A 16,393-nucleotide genomic window follows, 5' to 3' on the forward strand; every position below is an offset into this window, starting at 1 on the left:
CGGGTGGCTGTCGATGCTGGCTACGGTCCGGTCGTGCCGGTGGAATTTCTGACTGATGAGCAGGCCGAGGCGTACGGGACGTTCACCGAGGTGCCCACGCGCCCGGAGCTGGAACGCTTCTTCTTCCTCGACGATGACGACCGTGATCTGATCGCGCTGCGTCGTACGGACGCGCACCGCCTGGGCATGGCGGTGCAGATCTGTACGGTCCGCTACGTCGCGCGCTTCCTGGGCGAGGACCCGCTCGCGGTGCCGTGGGAGGCCGTGGAGTACCTGGCCGGGCAGCTCGGCATCGAGGACGCCTCGTGCGTGAAGCGGTACCCGGAACGGCGCAGGACGTCGTACGAGCACGCGCAGGAGATCCAGGAACGGTTCAAGTACCGGGACTTCACCGACCGGCGGTGGGGGCGGGAGTTCCGCGGGTTCCTGTACGGGCGGGCGTGGACGCAAGCCGAGGGGCCGGTGGCGCTGTTCAACCACTCGGTGACGTGGCTGCGGAAGAACCGGGTGCTGCTGCCGGGCGTCTCGGTGCTGGCCCGGCAGGTGTCGGAGGCCCGCACCGTGGCCGAGCGGCGCCTGTACGAGGCGGTGACCCGTGCCACGCGCCGGGCCGACCCCGCGCTCGCGCCGGCGCTGGCCGAACTGCTGGTGGTGCCGGAGGGCAAGCGGGTCTCGGAGCTGGAGCGGCCGCGTACGCCGCCGACGAAGTCGACGGGGACCGCGATGGTGCGGGCCATGGAGCGGGTGGAGGAGATCTCCGCGTTCGCGCTGGGGTGCGGGTGAACCTGTCACGGATGCCGGTGAACCGGCTGTCCACGCTGGCCCGGTACGGGCAGTTGAGCAAGGCGCAGACGATCGAGCGGGCGCCGGAGCCCCGGCGGACCGCGCTGCTGACGGCGGTGGTGCGCCAGTTGGAGGCGCAGGCGGTCGATGACGCGCTGGACCTGTTCGCGGTGCTGATGGCGAACCGGCTGATCAGCCCGGCGCGCAGGGCGTCGGAGCGGGAGCGGTTGGCGATGCTGCCGCAGCTGGAGAAGGCGGCGCGCATCCTGGCGAAGGCGTCGAAGATCCTCACCGAGGAGCTGGACCTGGTCGCCGAGCACGACGCGGACCTGGACGTGGCCGCGCTGTGGGCGGCGGTGGAGGAGGCGATGCCGCGTACGGCGGTGGCCGGCGCGGTCGCGACCGTCGAGGCCCTGGTGCCGGAGGACGACGGGTCGGCCGAGGCGGCGATGCGCGAGAAGCTGGCCCTGCGCTACAACACCGTGCGTGCGCCCCTGCCTGTCCCTGCTGGGCGAGTCGGACGCGCTGGGCGCTGCCCCGTCTGGGCGGCGCATCTTGAAGGCGGTGCGCCGCCTGCCCGCGCTCTCGCGCCGGCGGGTCAAGGACCGGCCACTGCCCCGCGAGGTCGACGCCGAGCTGGTGCCCGCGATGTGGAAGCGGGCGGTGTTCTCGAACACCAAGCTGCCGCAGGGGGCGGTCGACCGCGACGCGTATGTGGTGTGCGTGCTGGAGCAGCTGCACCGCGCCCTGAACCGGCGCGACGTGTTCGCCGCCCCGTCGAACCGGTGGGCCGACCCGCGCGCGAGACTGCTGGACGGGGCACGGTGGGAGGCGATGCGCGCGGACGTCCTCGCTGGCCTGTCCCTGACCGAGGACGCCGACCGGCATCTGACCCAGCTCACCCGGGGCCTGGACGCGGCATGGTGGCAGATGGCCGACCGCCTGGAGGAAGCTGGGGACGACGCGAAGGTGGAGGTCGTCGTCCCCGAGGGCGGCGGACGAGCCCGCCTGTCCGTGGACAAGCTCGGCGCGGTGGGTGAGCCGGAGTCTCTGACCTGGCTGAAGACCACCACGGAGGCCATGCTCCCAAGGATCGACCTGCCGGATCTGCTGTTCGAGGTCCACTCCTGGACCGGGTTCCTCGACGCCTTCGGTCACGTCTCCGACCGGCGCACCCGCATGGAGGGCCTGCTCGTCTCCCTGGTCGCCCTGCTGGTCTCGCAGAGCTGCAACATCGGTCTGACCCCGGTCATCGACACGGAGAACAAGGCACTGATGCGCTCGCGCCTGTCCCACGTCGACCAGAACTACGTGCGCGCCGACACCCTCGCCGCGGCGAACGCCGCGCTCATCACCGCCCAGTCCCGCATCGAGCTGGCCCAGATGTGGGGCGGCGGGCTGCTCGCCTCCGTCGACGGCCTGCGCTTCGTCCCCGTCAAGAGCATCAACACCGGCCCCTCGCCCAAGTACTACGGCTACAAACGCGGTGTGACCTGGCTCAATGCCGTAAACGACCAGGTCGCCGGGATCGGCGCGATGGTCGTGCGCGGCACCCCGCGCGACAGCCTCTACACGCTGGACACCCTGCTGAACCTCGACGGCGGGGTGAAGCCGGAGATGGTGGCCACCGACAACGCCTCGTACAGCGACATGGCCTTCGGCCTGTACAAGATGCTCGGCTTCCGCTTCGCCCCGCGCTTCCGCGACCTGGCCGATCAGCGGTTCTGGCGGGCCGACCTGCCCGACGGCGAGGAGCCGGCCGCCGGTTACGGGCCGCTGGAGGCCGTGGCCTGCAACAAGGTCAACCTCAAGCGGATCGCCACGCACTGGCCGGACATGCTCCGGGTGGCCGGGTCGCTCATCACCAACCAGGTCCGCGCCTATGACCTGCTGCGGATGTTCGGCCGCGAGGGCCACCCCACCCCGCTGGGGGCGGCGTACGCCGAGTACGGGCGGATCGACAAGACCATGCACCTGCTCGCCTTGGTCGACCCGATGGACGACACCCACCGCCGCCTGATGAACAGGCAGCTCACCGTCCAGGAGTCCCGCCACCGCCTGGCCCGCGCGATCTGCCACGGCGGCCGGGGCCAGATCCGCAAGGCGTACCGCGAGGGTCAGGAGGACCAGCTCGCCGCCCTCGGCCTGGTCCTCAACGCGGTGGTCCTGTGGAACACCCGCTACCTGGACGCTGCGGTTGCCCAGCTCCGGACCGAGGGCCACGACATCACGGAGGAGGACGTCGCCCGCCTCTCCCCGCTCAAGGACCGGCACATCAACTTCCTGGGCCGCTACCTGTTCAACATCAAGGCCAGCGGGCCCGGCCAGGGCCTGCGCCCGCTGCGCGACCCGGACGCGCCAGAGCTGACGCGGACGACGACGGGGGCGGACAGGAGTAACGGGCGGGCTCGACCGGCGGGCCACAGCTCCCGGCTTCCGGCTCAGGTCGCCCGTGGGGTGCCGCGGGCGCAGGCCGTCGAGGAGGAGGGCGGTGATCTGTTGGGCCTCGTCCAGCCAGCCCTCCGTGGCGCGCATTCCGCAGATGCCGCCCAGGGCGCGCAGCAGGGTGGAGCCGGTGACGTCGTTAGGGACGGTGCCGGCCGCGCTGGCCGCGTCGAGCAGGTGGGTGAGGGCGTTCGCCATTCGGGTGCGCGCGTCGTACTCCGGGCTGAGCCCGGAGATTCCACAGTTCAGGCAGCGTACGCTGCGGTGAACCGTTCGGCGGTGTCCCAGAGCTCGCTTTCGCGCTGAGGGTCGTAGGACTCCTCGGACGACCGGGCCGCATGGGTGCGGTCTACGTAGGACCCGGTCGGCGCCTTGGTCGTGCCGAGGACGATGTCGGCGAGGTAGCGTCCGGCGGCATTGCGGCTGGTCGCGAACGGGGTGAGGGTCATGACCGGCAGGATGCGGCGCATCGCGAACCGGGAGATGGGTCCTGCGTTCCGGGCGAGGCCGGTGCCGGGGACGAACCCCGGGTTGTAGGCGACGGAGTCGATCCCGGCCGGCAGTCGGCGGGCGTACTCGTGCACCAGATAGATCGTGGCCAGCTTGCTCGTGGAGTACGCGGTACGCCCGCCGGCCGCGGTGTCCGGCTTGGGGAAGGCGCCCGGACGGGCGAGGACGTCCGGGGACCTCCATGCCGGTCCTGGCACCATGCCCATGTTGTGCTTGAAGTCGCCGAAATGGGTGTCGCTTGCGGTGATCACGATCCGGGCGGGAGCCACGAATCGGTCCTGGAGGAGGCGGACGAACAGGTGGTTGGCGAGCACGTTGATCGCGAAGGTCGACTCGAACCCGTCGGGCCCCTCGGTCAGCGCGTTCGTGTACTGCATGCCCGCGTTGCCCACGAAGCCGCGCAGCGGCGGCAGATCACCCCGCTCCAGCCGCTCGCGGATCTCGGCGGCAGCCGACTGGACGCTGCCCAGCGAGCCGAGGTCCGCCGAGACGTGCGAGACCGTGTGTCCGCCCGCGCTCAGCTCTGCGGCCAGGCGTGCGCCGGAGGATCCGCGGGTGACGACGAGGAGGTGCACGTTGGGCGACCGGCGCAGAATGTGCTCTGCGGCGATGCGACCGATGCCGCGGCTCGCGCCTGTCATCACGACGGTGTGCTGCATGGGAGGCTCCAATTGCTGGTCAGCTGATGTGCGCCCCGGCTGGGCGCATCACCACATTCGCCGCTCGCGCCACCGCCAACCAGTGCCGTCCCCGTCACTAGGACTGGCAGTACCCAGGCTCGTCGGGTGCCGAGCGGCGAGAATGGATCCATGGCTGCCTCCCGCTCCACCTTCGGTGCACTCCTGCGTGCCTGGCGCGACCGGCTCTCCCCGGCCGACGCCGGTCTCTCCGCGACGGCCGGCCGTCGCGCCCCGGGCCTGCGCCGCGAGGAGCTCGCACAGCTGGCCGGGCTCTCGGTCGACTACGTCCTGCGCATGGAGCAGGCACGCGCGAGGAATCCCTCGGCCCAGGTCGTCGGCGCCCTCTCCAGGGCCCTTCAGCTTTCCCGGCCCGAGCGCGACCAGTTGTACCGGAGCGCCGGGCTCCTGCCGCCGCAGGACGGCATGGTCAGCACCCACGTGCCCCCGGGCATCCAGCGGCTTGCCGCGCGCCTGGGCGATGTCCCGATCGGGGTGTTCTCCGCTGACTGGGCCCTGGTGTGGTGGAACTCCATGTGGAGCGCACTGCACGGCGACCCCGCCGTGCTCCCGCCGGCCGAGCGCAACCTCGCCCGCGCCCTTTTCGGCAACGGCGCCGCTCATGCCTCGATGCTTCCCATCCAGCCCGAGCGCGGGCAGGACGCCTTCGAGGCGTCGATCGTCGCCGACCTCAAGGACGCCGCATCCCGCTACCCCGAGGACGCCCGGCTCGATCGTCTCGTGCAGGAACTGCGGGCAGGATCCGACGCCTTTGCCCATCACTGGGCCACGCAGACAGCCGCAGCTCAGCACACCACTGACCGCAAGACGATCCGGCATCCGGAGATCGGCGACATCCTGCTCGACTGCGACGTCCTGATCGTTCCGGGCGCGGACCTGCGCGTGGTCACCTACACGACAGCGTCCGGCAGCAGCGACGAAGGAAAGCTCGACCTCCTGCGCGTCACAGGCGGCCGTACCGCCACCGCACGCCCCTGACACCGGCCCCGGTTCCAGCGCTGGCGAGACGCCGTACGTCATCGCCTGCGGTGCCCCATCCAGCGACTCCCCGCACGGGCGGCCTGTCGGCAAACGATCGATTGCCGACAGGCCGCCCGTGCGTCCAACGAACCCGTGCAATCCGGGGGTTCACGGCGGCCCGAATCGGGGTCCGAGTAGGAACGGAACAGAAAACCGGTGCAGCCGTCAAATCTTTTGACGGGCAGTGAACAGCGCTGCCAGGGTGCGCGCCCATGAGTGACGACCCGACGATCGGTTTCCTGAAGGCGGACGTGGCGCGGTTCTGCACCGGGCTGGATGAGCTGGCCCCGGCGATCCGGCTGCGGCTGCTCGTGCGGCTGCGGGCCGCGCTGGACGAGGTGACGGACGCGGCCCTGGATGAGGGTATGGCCGCGGCGAAGCCGAAGTACTTCGGGTTCGGCCCGGAGTTGAGCGTGCGGATCGGGGTGACGAAGCGCAGTCCGTCGGCGGAGGCCAGCTCGCCGCCGCCCCATGCCTGCACCAGGGGCAGGCGCATGTGGTAGTCGACCAGGCGGGCGTTGGCCGTCGAGAGGGTCTGGGCGCGGATGTAGTTCTGCTCGACCCAGAACAGTCGGTCGCGGTTGAGGGCGTCGACGCCGTCGTGGACGATCGGCTCGATGCCGACGTTGGTGGCCTCCGAGGTGAGGACCGCGGCCACGGACAGCTGAAGGTCGTCCATGCGCGAGTTGGCCTCGGAGACGTGGGTGAAGTCGGACAGGTAGGGCACCCAGGAGTTGACCTCCAGCACGATCTCGGGGAGGTCGACGGCGGGGATGCGCGCTTCTATCTCCTTGTTCAGGTCGATCAGAGAGTCGGGTTCGGCGAGGCGGTCCAGGCCGGTGAGGATGATGCGGTCGCGGCCTCCCTGCTGCTCGATGCGCACGTTGGGGTTGGCTGCCAGGCCGTCGGCGAACTCCCGGTGGGCCTTGTCGAGCCGGTCGGTCACCGGGGTCCAACCCGAGCTGCTCAGCGACATAGGGGACCACCACGGCGGGCACCTGCTCTGGGTTCTCCAGGTAGGTGCCCAGGTAGCGGATGGTGCCGAGCTGGACGGCCCAGCCGATCCGGTTCCGCGGGCCGCGGGCGGCCATTGCCCGGCGCCGCGCGGTCTGATCAAGCAGAAAGGACCCGGCGAGCTGTCCCGCGTCCGGGTCCACGGTGAAGTGACCGAAGCGCCTGCGCTGTTCGTCGCTCAGAAAGTTGGTGGGCACTGGCCCGGTCCTTGATCCGTCGGCGTGATTCGCGCGCGACGGTGCCAGGTGACCTGACGGTGTGTGAGGTGATCCCTTATTTCAACCCATAGCATCACCCCATGTGATAGATGGGGTAGTTGGGGCTACTTGGCGGGCGGCGGACTCCAGCCAGTGCAGACCAGCTGTCCGCGGGCCGCGCGAGCGTCGGCGAGCACGGCGTCGTACTCGGCACAGACCGGGGAGATCATCGAGACGGTCACGGTGAGCAGGACCTTTGCCCGGCCTTCGCGGACCTGGTCGATAGCGGCCTGCAGATGGGGCTTCTCCGCAGGTTCGCGCTGCCCCTCGCGGTCGGCGTAGGAGGCGACGACGTCCAGGCGGTGTTCGCGGGCGTATGCGGGGAGCCGCTGCTGGAGGGCGTCGAGGTTGCCGTGCAGCGTCGTACTCGCGTAGGTGACGGCCGGGATGGTGGCCCTGGGCATGTGCTCAACTCCCGTACGCTGCTGCGGTATGGACGACGAGGCGCCGTACATCGACCTCGACATCCATGACCCGGCCCGGCCGGTGTGCGGGATCTGCCCGTCCAAGCGCATGCCCCGGAGCAAGTTCGTGGTCTACGACCGGCCCAACCGCGAGGCGCCGTTCAACCCGGATGACGCTTCCGCTACACCGCCGAGGGGACTCCGGCCTGCGTCCACCCCTACAAGATCGGGCTGGAGCCGGACCGTACGGCACCGGCCTACGAGCCGGAGCCCCTCGACGACGAGCCGACTACACCGCGGGGGCGAAGTCGATGGCGACGGTTCGCCCGCGGTCGGTGACACCGATCGACTCGTACTTGGCACATTGAGCAGGCGGTAGTACTCCGCGCTCGACTCCCAGCTCATGCCGCCGATCAGCCCGATGGTCAACATGTCGGTCCTACCTTTCTCGTTTCTCCTGCGGGAACTGTGCCGTATCAGGGCCAGGGGGACGTCGAGCCCACCGGGGACGAGCATGAACACGGTCCATGCAGACGCCAACTGAAGGCACGGATCACCGAGGTCGGGGAGCCGTTGGTGGCTGCATGTCATGGCCCGGGTCACGAAATCGGCGCACGATCAGCCGGGCCGGGCCGGGCCGGGATCCGGTGGGCCGATCGTGCGCCGGCGAACGCGATGTTCACGGAGCGGTGTGTCTGGTGTGCGTCTGGCTCTTGTGCGGTCAGCGGGCGGCGAGGGCCTCGGCGGTTTCTGCCTCGGCGGTGACCGCAGGTGTTGTGGTCTTGGGGCTGCGGAAGACGATGTAGACGAGGAGGGCGCCCATGACGGCGGCGCCTGCCCACATGGATTGCTGCCAGCCGTCGACGAAGGACTGCTGGGCTGCGTGGAGCAGGTCCTGGGCGTGCGGGCCGGCGTTGCCGGCCGCTTCGACGGCGTTGGCAACGCCGTCGCGCGCGGTGTCCGCGGTTCCTTGGGGGATGCCGTGCAGCCGGTTGTCGATGGCGCCGCGGTAGCCGTTGGCCAGCAGCGCGCCGAGCAGAGCGACGCCGAGTGCGGTGCCGAACTCGCGGGTGACGTCGTTCAGGGCAGAGGCCACGCCTTGTTTGGCGCGCGGCAGGGACGCGGTGATGGCGGTGGTGGACGGGGTCATCGACAGGCCCATGCCCAGTCCCATGGCGAGCAGTCCGGGCAGGATGGACAGGTAGCCGCCCTTGACGGAGACGAGCAGGGCCATGAGTACGAGACCGAGTCCGGCCAGCGCGATGCCCGCGGCCATGGTGGAGCGGGAACCGATGCCCGCGGCGAGCTTGGGGGCCAGGCCGGAGGTGGCCATCATCATGACGGCCATGGGCATCATGGCGGCCGTGGACAGCAGCCCGGACCAGCCGAGCACGGCCTGGAAGAACGGGAAGAGGACCACGCCGATGCCCGCCTGGACACCGAAGACCACCAGCAGTGTGATCGAGCCGCTGCTCAGGCCGCGCTCGCGGAACAGCCGCACGTCCAGCAGTGCGCTGTCGCGGCGGTGCAGCTCCCAGGCCACGAAGCCGATGGCCGCGAGGAGACCGACGGCGAGGCTGATCAGAGTGAGGGGGGCGGTCCAGCCGCGTTCGGGACCTTCTTGCAGGACGAAGATGAGGCCGGTCACGGCGAGGGTGGAGAGCAGCGCGCCGGCGGTGTCGAAGCGGTGGGCCGAGGTCTCGCGGGAGTTGGGAACCGACTTCGCCGTCATGGCCAGGGCCGCGAGGATCAGGGCTACCGGCAGGGCGAACAGCCAGCGCCAGGTGGCGACGTCGACGAGGAGGGCGGAGAGGAACATACCCAGGATGCCGCCGCCGCCGGCGACGCCGGTCCATACGCCGATCGCCTTGCCGCGCTGTTCCTCGGGAAAGGTGGAGGTGATGACGGCCAGGGTGATCGGCATGATCATCGCGGCGCCGATACCGCTGGCGACGCGTGCGGCGATCATCACCTCCGCCGTCGGGGCCAGGGCCGAGACGACGGTGGCGACGCCGAAGACGCCCAGTCCGGCGAGGAGCATGGGCTTGCGTCCCAGGCGGTCGCCGATGGCGCCGAGCGGCAGCAGCAGGGCGGCCAGGGCGAGGGTGTAGATGTTGATGATCCCCAGGACCGTGTTCTGCGAGGCCCCGAACTCCACGGCCATGTGGGTCTGCGCGACGTTCAGCCCGGACACCGAGGCGATGACCGACATCAGCGCGAGGGAGACGGCGATCAGGACCGTCCGCAGCTGACGCGCGTCCGGGCTGCCTTCGCCACTGGCCGGCGCGGCGTGTGGGGGCTGGGGTGTGCTCATGGATTCCTCACAAAATGGGCATGCCGAGCCGACGCCGGGCAGGGCCGGTCGGCGGGTGGACGGGGTGGGCGGGGGCCCAGTGGGCGCGGGGCGGGTTCGGTCGGCCAGCCAGCCGGGCCCCAGGGGGATGTCAGGGCGCGGGCGTCTCACCCCGCGCGGCGGCGAGCGCGGCGTCGGTGTCCGCGGTGACCAGCACGGCGTTGATGTGGGCGCCGGCCAGGGCGCCGGCCGCGGCAGAGGCGCCGACCTGGGCGGCAAGGTCGGTGGCGTTGCCTGCCACCCACACGCCCGGCACCTCGGTGGTGCCGGCCATGCCGGAGGCGAAGCGGCGGCCCATGTTGTCGGGCAGGTCCTCCATGGGCAGCTTCAGCGCGTCCAGGCCCTCGGTGCGGGCCTGCATCTGTGTGGCGACCGCGAGGACGCGGCGGCCCACGACCTGGCCGCCGGTCAGGCGCAGCCCGGCGAGGGTGCCGTCCTCGTGGTTGACGACCTCCTGCACCGGGGTGTCGACGATGGGGATGTTGCGGGCGGCGAAGCGGGCGCGGGTGTCCTCATCCAGGGCAGTGCCGTGGGTGAAGTAGGTCAGGTCCTCGGTCAGTTGGCGGAACAGAAGTGCGTGGTGGACGGAGGCCGGGCCGGTGGCGAGGACGCCGATGGGCTGGTCGCGGACCTCCCAGCCGTGGCAGTACGGGCAGTGCACCACACTGTCTCCCCAGTGTTCGGCGAGGCCGGGGACCTCGGGCAGCACGTCCCGCAGACCCGTGGCCACCAGGAGGCGGCGCGCGGTGATGCTGTGGCCGTCAGCCAGGGTGAGGGTGAAACGCAAGTCTCCGTCGGCCGACGGGGCGGCCGGGGCGGCAGAGGCCACCGTGCCAAAGACGATGTGTCCGCCGTACTGGCGGACCTGCTCCCGGCCCCGCCGAAGGATCTCGCGCGGCTCGGTGCCGTCCAGCACGATGAAGCCGTGCATGGCCGCAGCCGGCGCGTTGCGCGGGGAGCCGTTGTCGATCACGACGACCGACCGGCGGGAGCGGGCCAGAGTCAAAGCACCGTTCAGCCCTGCGGCGCCCCCGCCGATCACCACTGCGTCGACGGTTCCACCGGGCAGTGCGTCGCTCGCGTACGGAGAAGTCGTCACAGCCATGTCCTCCTGCTCTTTCATCGTGCGTGGTCCCAGACGCTGCCGGCCATCTGCACACGACGCTAACCCCACATTGCACCGAAGGCATACAATGTTGCCCATGACGCAAGAAAGTGGAGAGCTGGACAGCCTCGTACGCAAACGCATCCGCGCCCTGCGGGTGGCGCAGGGCTTGTCACTTGAAGAACTGGCCGCCCGCGCCCACCTCAGCCAGTCCTCACTGAGCCGCATCGAGAACGGCCAGCGCCGCCTCGCACTGGACCAGCTGGTCACCCTCGCCCGCGCCCTGGACACCACGCTGGACCAGCTCGTGGAGACCGCCACCGACGACGTCGTCACCAGTCCGACGATCGACAGCACCCACGGCCGGATGCGCTGGACCCTGAAGGCCGACCCCGGCATGAGCGTGGTGCGCCAGCGCCTGACCGACCCCCCGCCCGACAACCCCGCCCGCATGCGCGCCCACCCGGGGCGCGAGTGGCTCGTCGTACTGTCCGGCACCGCGATCCTCATGCTCGGCCAGCGCCGCTTCCGCATCGAGACCAACCAGGCCGCCGAGTTCCCCACGATGATGCCGCACGCGATCGGCACCGAGGGCGGACCCTGCGAGATCCTGGGCCTCTTCGACCGCGACGCCCGCCGCGGCCACCAGCGCGACGACGGCGACGGCAGCGACGCTCAAGGCCCTCCCGAATGACAGCGCGAGCCGCACGACGGCCTCCGCAGCGGTGCCCTTTTGCGCGTCACGCAGCACCTACGACCATCGTCTTGCGCAAGCAGGGAGACAGTACGCCTCTGGCGCATAGTCGACCTACGGTGAAGAGCATGAACCAAGCACACACGCACACCCCCCACCACGGCGTTTCGCACGGCCACCACCACGAGCAGGACACCAGCGGCCAGGCGGAGATCCTCGACCTGGACGCCGAGGTCCTCGCCGAGCACACCGCCTCCATCACCGCGTCGCTGCCACTGAAGACCGCCCCCGGTCACATCGTGGACCTCGGCTGCGGCACGGGCACGGGCACCTTCGCCCTCCTCGACCGCTTCCCCGACGCGCACGTCACCGCCGTCGACACGTCCGCCGAACACCTTCAGCGCCTGCGCACCAAGGCGTGTACCCGCGGCGTCGAGGAACGCGTACGCACCGTGCAGGCCGACCTCGACGACGACGCCTGGCCCGACCTCGGCTCGCCCGACCTGATCTGGGCATCGGCATCGATGCACCACATGGCCCACCCCGAGCGCGCGCTGCGCACCGTCCACGACACGCTCGCACCCAACGGCCTGTTCGCCGTCGTCGAACTGGCCGGCCACCCCCGCTTCCTACCCGAGAATGCCCCCACGGACCGGCCCGGCCTGGAAGAGCGCGTCCACGCCGCAGCCGACCGCCGCCAAGCCGAACACATGCCCCACCGCGGCGCCGACTGGGGCCCGATGCTGACGGCCGCCGGCTTCACCGTCGAGGACGAACGCACCATCGCCGTGGACATCGAGGGCGACCGCAGCGAAGCGATCGGCCGCTACGCCCTCGGCGTCCTGCAGCGCATCCGCAGCGTCATCGCCGACAGGCTCTTCCCCGAGGACCTCTCCGCGCTCGACCGGCTCCTCGACACCACCAGCCCACACAGCATCCTGCGCCGCGACGACCTGACGGTACGCACCGAACGCACCGTCTGGGCCGCCCGCCGCGCCTGACCCCCAACACGGGGTGCCACGTCCGGCGCGGTCACGCGGAACCAGGCCGCCACGTCCGCATGACGCAAGGGCATTCTCACAAATGACCAGATGCGAGAGTTCTGAGAACAGGCTCCGAGCGACCACGTTTCCGCAGGTCGCCATTCGCGAAACTCCTGTCAAAACCCGGGTGTTCTGCGAAGCACTTCTGAGAGCCTGACCTCATGCAGCTGACGCCCGATCAACCCGCAAATGCTGTAGAACGCCACGACTGCCCCAAGTGCGAAGTCCCTGCCGGGAGTCCGTGCCGCACCCGCGGCGGCAAGACCGCCACCAAGTACCACACCGCCCGCTTCATCCTCGTGCCCGCGCTCCGCGAAGAACTCGAAGTTCTTGTTCCCGAAGACCGCGGCCCGGGACGAACGTGGAAGCCGGGGCCGCCGGTCGAGGAGATGCCCGCCGCTCCGCCGGCCAGGCCCATCCGGATCGGGTACGCCCGCTGCTCGACCGCAACGCAGGAACTGCAGAGCCAGCTCGACGCGCTCGCCCGCGCCGACTGCAAGTGCGTCTACTCCGAAAAGATCAGCACGAGGATCAAAACGCGGCCCGAGCTGGAGAAGGCGCTGAAGCTCGCGTACCACATCAAGGAGGCCGCCCCCGATCAGGAGGTCATCCTCACCGTCCATGAGCTCAAGCGCCTGGCGCGGAACGCAGCCGAGCTGATGACGCTCTCCGGCCAGCTCCAGGCCGCCGGCGTCCAGCTCGAACTCCTCACCGGACCGCTCACCGGCATCCACGACGCCAACGGCATGGGCGCCATGTTCTTCGCCGTACTCGCCGCCGCCGCACAGATCGAGCGCAACTACATCCGGGAGAAGACCCTGGAGGGCCAGGTGTCCGCCGCATCCAAGGGCAACCATGGCGGACGGCCCAAGGTTATCGACGACGACATGCTCACCTTCGCCCAGGCGCTCAAGGACAAGGGCGTCCCCGTCCCCGAGATCGCCAAGAAGCTCACCATCAAAAGCGGCAAGAACAAGGACCAGCACCCCTCGGTCGCCTCGGTGTACCGGGCCCTCGCCGAAGCCGACGAGGGGACGGAAGCTGCCCTTCTCACTGCCCGTCAAAAGATTTGACGGCTGCACCGGTTTTCTGTTCCGTTCCTACTCGGACCCCGACCCGGACGGCGGCATGGGGTAGACCCAGCTCGTCGTAGTCGGGGAGCCGGTCGCCGACGGACCGGTGGAGGGCGGCGGCGGTGCGGCGGGACCGCTGGGCGGCGCGGCACCTGCGCGGGTCAAGCTGCCGCCCCGGAACCGACGCACCAGCGGGCTGGGCGGCGGAGGGCGCGCCCCCCTCGGATCCTCCTGCTTCGGTGTCGGCAGGCCGCGTGATCAGCGCAGGGACGCCGGGGTGCTGGATCAGGGCGCGGCCCTTGTCGCCGGAGGCGTTCGGGTCCTCGCCGTACCGGAAGCTGGTCTGCGGCTTGGGCGGTCCGGCGTCGATGCCCTTCTTGCTCAGGTTGCCGCCGGTCGGGTTGATGCCGGAGGCGACACCGTCGCTGCCTGCGCCGGGGACCCGGCTGGGCCCCTGCGGAGAAGGCGTGCCGGTGCTGGCCTGCATCGCGAGGCTGCCTACGGTCTTCGCGGCCCCTGCGGCGATCGCCATGCCGGCGACGCCGGTTCGGTGCAGGTCGTCGTGGCCGCCGCCGTCGGTCGCCCAGTGGACGAACTTGTAGGTGGCGTACGGGCAGAGCAGGACCAGGACCATCACGACGATGCCGGCCGTCGCGTCGGACAGGGCGGCCATGCCGTCCGTGGCGTCGGACTTGCCCATGGCCGAGACGCCGATCAGGAAGACCACGGTCATCAGCAGTTTCGACACGACGAGGGTGGCGGTGGCCTCGATCCAGCCGCGCCGCCAGCGCTTGGCGACCTCCCAGCCGCCGCCGGATCCGGCGAAGACCGCGAGGGCGACCATGACCAGGACGCCGACCTTGCGGGCGACCATCACGCCCCAGTACATGAACGCGCCGATCGCGCAGCCGAGGCCGACCAGGGCTGGGACTGCCCAGCCGAGGCCATGCATCACCCCCAACTGGTTGACCTTGATGACACGGCGGATCGCGTCGTCCACTGAGCTGTTGGCTGCTTGGAACAGGCCGTCGGACAGAGCGTCGACCACCGTGATGGCCACCGAGGTGAAGGCGACGGCGCAGAAGGAGAAGAGGACGCCGGTCATCGTGCCGATCGCCGCTTGAGCGAGGGCGCGTTCGTCCCGTCGCCAAGCCGCGAACATCAACTGGAGGCAGAACGTACCGACGGTCAAGACAAGGCCGATGGGCAACAGCAACTCGTAGTTGCCCCGGAACCAACCGGCGTTGAGATCGATGGCCGTGGTTTCGTTGACGGCCTTGGCGGCGAGATCGGCTGCGCTGGCGGCCAGCTCACCCGCTGACTTCGCGATCCACGCCCCGATGCCGTCGGTGACGGTCCCGGCGGGGTTGGTGGCGAAGTCGACGGCGCCGCAGACCTTGTCCATCAGCGGAAAGTCGCAGACTCCCATGGTGATATCTCCTTTCTGGGGTGGAGGTCAGGGCGCGACGGCCGACAGGACACCGGCCAGGGCGCAGGGCTGGGAGGGGCGGCACTGGACCGCGAGGGTGGTGACACGGTTCTCCGCGCCGCCGCGGGGCGAGCCTTTCCAGGCGATCGACTGTTTGCCGGAGACCGTCACGGCGTAGACGTACGCGGTGGTGATCGCCCCGGGGTCCGCCTGCAGGGCCTGGGTGAACGAGTCGGGGAAGTGGGCTTCGTTCACGGTGGCGGTGGCGAACTGGCCGTTCGCGGCCATCTCCTTCCACAGCACGGGCGAGGGGACGAGCGCGTCGGCCGAGTCGGTGTCGGCGTACTTGGCCTCCCTGGTCAGCCACTCGTGCAGGGCAGCCAGCAGCTCATGCTGAGAGTAGGTGCGGGTGTCGTAGGACCACAGCGCTGCCGCTGCCGCCTTCCCGAAGGTGATCGGGTCGTGCGTGGACGGGGGCAGGGGAAGGGCACCGCGGCTCCCGTGCGGTGGTGACGAGGCGGAAGCAGAAGCGGTCGGGGAGGAGGGGGAAGCCGAACTCGCCTGCGATGCACGAGCCTTGGAGGAGGTCCTGCCGTCGCGGGTGAGGTAGGCGGCCAGGCCGGCGAGGGCGACGAGCACCACCAGGACAGCGGTGCCGAGCAGCGCCCGGCGGCGTACGCGAGATGCGCCGCTGGGGTTCGTGGAGCGGGGAGACATCAGTGGACCTGCGTCCCGAGCGTGCTGAAGAACGCCACCAGACCGTTCGCGGCACCCAGCAAAAGGGCCGCACCAGCGCTCACCAGCACGCCCTTCTTGCCGCTGGCCTCGGCCTGGTGACCGCCGGAGTGATGGCCCCAGGCCCATACGCCCGCGCTGACGGCAAGCGCGCCGACTACAGCGATGATCCCGAAGAGGTTGATCGACCCCACCACCTGCTTGAGGACCGCCAAGCCGGGGAGGCCACCATCGTTCGGTTTGATCCCGGGGTCGTAGGCGAGCTGGACGAATTTGTCGGCGAGATACATCATGAACTCCAGTTCGATTTAACGTATGCCAAAGCCCGAGGGGGCGAAGCGGCGGTGCAAGGAAAGGGGAGGGGAGAAGCGCCGGTCAGACGACTCGGCGGACCGCGAGAATCTGCGATTTCCAGGAGGCGAGGGTCGCGATGCGAATCACGTCGCCGGTGCGCGGGGCGTTGATGATCAGCCCCTGGCCGATGAACATACCGACGTGCTCAGGCGGCCTCTTCGTCCCGAACGAACCTGCTGCAGCCGGTGGTCGGCGGCCGCTCGTTCCCCGTCGTCGGCCAGGCAGAGGGCCTCGACTCTCTGTTTTTCACGGGCGGCTGTCCGGCCCTGACCTGGGTCCCGTTCGTCATCGCCGGTATGGCTGTCGCCCACCTCGATCTGGCCGCCACGGGCGCCGGCCGCCAGCTCGGTGGCGGGTACGGCCACGGCCCGGGCGCGCTGGAGCGGCGCGAGCGGGCTCGGCGCAGATGTGGGGCGGTGTTGCTGGTGTCGGTCGCCGAGAACATCTCCCTGAGCACCGGGTATCCGCGCCGCGCC

At 70.2% G+C, this 16,393-nt stretch carries 12 protein-coding genes and 4 pseudogenes; 5 read left to right on the top strand and 11 right to left on the bottom strand.

Annotated features, from left to right (window positions below):
- Nucleotides 1–33 precede the first annotated feature (33 nt).
- Nucleotides 34–3,156 (top strand): annotated as a pseudogene (locus tag AB0H86_RS18565) (Tn3 family transposase); the annotation flags it as partial.
- Between the two features lie 93 nt (nucleotides 3,157–3,249).
- Here AB0H86_RS18565 and AB0H86_RS18570 read toward each other — a convergent pair.
- Nucleotides 3,250–3,453, bottom strand: a pseudogene (locus tag AB0H86_RS18570) (TetR/AcrR family transcriptional regulator); the annotation flags it as partial.
- 20 nt (nucleotides 3,454–3,473) lie between these two features.
- Entirely contained in the window at nucleotides 3,474–4,397 is a 924-nt protein-coding gene (locus tag AB0H86_RS18575; protein ID WP_362439142.1) for an SDR family NAD(P)-dependent oxidoreductase, read from the bottom strand.
- A gap of 150 nt (nucleotides 4,398–4,547) precedes the next feature.
- Here AB0H86_RS18575 and AB0H86_RS18580 point away from each other — a divergent pair, with 150 nt between their 5' ends.
- The gene (locus AB0H86_RS18580; RefSeq protein ID WP_362439145.1) at nucleotides 4,548–5,414 is read left to right on the top strand and encodes a helix-turn-helix transcriptional regulator; all 867 of its coding nucleotides are present in this window, start codon (nucleotides 4,548–4,550) and stop codon (nucleotides 5,412–5,414) included.
- Here the strand turns inward: AB0H86_RS18580 and AB0H86_RS18585 are convergent.
- From AB0H86_RS18585 to AB0H86_RS18610, 6 genes and pseudogenes are all read right to left on the bottom strand, one after another.
- Nucleotides 5,380–6,432: a Tn3 family transposase gene (locus tag AB0H86_RS18585; protein ID WP_362439148.1), complete on the bottom strand. Its 1,053-nt coding sequence runs from the start codon at nucleotides 6,430–6,432 to the stop codon at nucleotides 5,380–5,382. The two genes, AB0H86_RS18580 and AB0H86_RS18585, sit on opposite strands and share 35 nt — an antisense overlap.
- 25 nt (nucleotides 6,433–6,457) lie before the next feature.
- A pseudogene (locus AB0H86_RS18590) lies at nucleotides 6,458–6,667 on the bottom strand (DUF4158 domain-containing protein); the annotation flags it as partial.
- A 125-nt stretch (nucleotides 6,668–6,792) separates the two neighbouring features.
- Nucleotides 6,793–7,131 (bottom strand): recombinase family protein, encoded by a 339-nt coding sequence (locus AB0H86_RS18595; protein ID WP_362439151.1) that lies wholly within the window; start codon nucleotides 7,129–7,131, stop codon nucleotides 6,793–6,795.
- A 363-nt stretch (nucleotides 7,132–7,494) separates the two neighbouring features.
- Nucleotides 7,495–7,563, bottom strand: a pseudogene (locus tag AB0H86_RS18600) (aspartate/glutamate racemase); the annotation flags it as partial.
- Nucleotides 7,564–7,852: 289 nt separating this feature from the next.
- Nucleotides 7,853–9,445, bottom strand: coding sequence for an MFS transporter (locus AB0H86_RS18605; RefSeq protein WP_362439154.1), 1,593 nt, complete (start codon nucleotides 9,443–9,445; stop codon nucleotides 7,853–7,855).
- Between the two features lie 130 nt (nucleotides 9,446–9,575).
- Nucleotides 9,576–10,589 (bottom strand): NAD(P)/FAD-dependent oxidoreductase, encoded by a 1,014-nt coding sequence (locus tag AB0H86_RS18610; RefSeq protein WP_362439157.1) that lies wholly within the window; start codon nucleotides 10,587–10,589, stop codon nucleotides 9,576–9,578.
- A gap of 97 nt (nucleotides 10,590–10,686) precedes the next feature.
- Between AB0H86_RS18610 and AB0H86_RS18615 the strand changes: the two genes are divergently transcribed.
- The 3 genes from AB0H86_RS18615 (at nucleotide 10,687) to AB0H86_RS18625 (ending at nucleotide 13,399) form a co-directional block, all read left to right on the top strand.
- Nucleotides 10,687–11,283, top strand: a complete 597-nt coding sequence (locus AB0H86_RS18615; RefSeq protein ID WP_362439160.1) for an XRE family transcriptional regulator — start codon at nucleotides 10,687–10,689, stop codon at nucleotides 11,281–11,283.
- A 128-nt stretch (nucleotides 11,284–11,411) separates the two neighbouring features.
- The gene (locus AB0H86_RS18620) at nucleotides 11,412–12,284 is read left to right on the top strand and encodes a class I SAM-dependent methyltransferase (protein ID WP_362439163.1); all 873 of its coding nucleotides are present in this window, start codon (nucleotides 11,412–11,414) and stop codon (nucleotides 12,282–12,284) included.
- 431 nt (nucleotides 12,285–12,715) lie between these two features.
- Entirely contained in the window at nucleotides 12,716–13,399 is a 684-nt protein-coding gene (locus AB0H86_RS18625) for a recombinase family protein (protein WP_362439166.1), read from the top strand.
- Here AB0H86_RS18625 and AB0H86_RS18630 read toward each other — a convergent pair.
- From AB0H86_RS18630 to AB0H86_RS18640, 3 genes are read right to left on the bottom strand one after another with little or no spacing between them, the layout of a single operon-like run.
- Nucleotides 13,377–14,804, bottom strand: a complete 1,428-nt coding sequence (locus tag AB0H86_RS18630; protein WP_362439706.1) for an ATP-binding protein — start codon at nucleotides 14,802–14,804, stop codon at nucleotides 13,377–13,379. The two genes, AB0H86_RS18625 and AB0H86_RS18630, sit on opposite strands and share 23 nt — an antisense overlap.
- Before the next feature lie 51 nt (nucleotides 14,805–14,855).
- On the bottom strand, nucleotides 14,856–15,545 hold the full coding sequence (locus AB0H86_RS18635) for a hypothetical protein (RefSeq protein WP_362439168.1): 690 nt from the start codon (nucleotides 15,543–15,545) through the stop codon (nucleotides 14,856–14,858).
- Nucleotides 15,545–15,853 (bottom strand): DUF6112 family protein, encoded by a 309-nt coding sequence (locus tag AB0H86_RS18640; RefSeq protein ID WP_362439709.1) that lies wholly within the window; start codon nucleotides 15,851–15,853, stop codon nucleotides 15,545–15,547. Before AB0H86_RS18640 ends, AB0H86_RS18635 begins: the two co-directional genes overlap by 1 nt.
- Between the last annotated feature and the right edge of the window lie 540 nt (nucleotides 15,854–16,393).

The sequence above is a fragment of the Streptomyces sp. NPDC050997 genome, from assembly GCF_040660135.1.
Classification (GTDB): domain Bacteria; phylum Actinomycetota; class Actinomycetes; order Streptomycetales; family Streptomycetaceae; genus Streptomyces.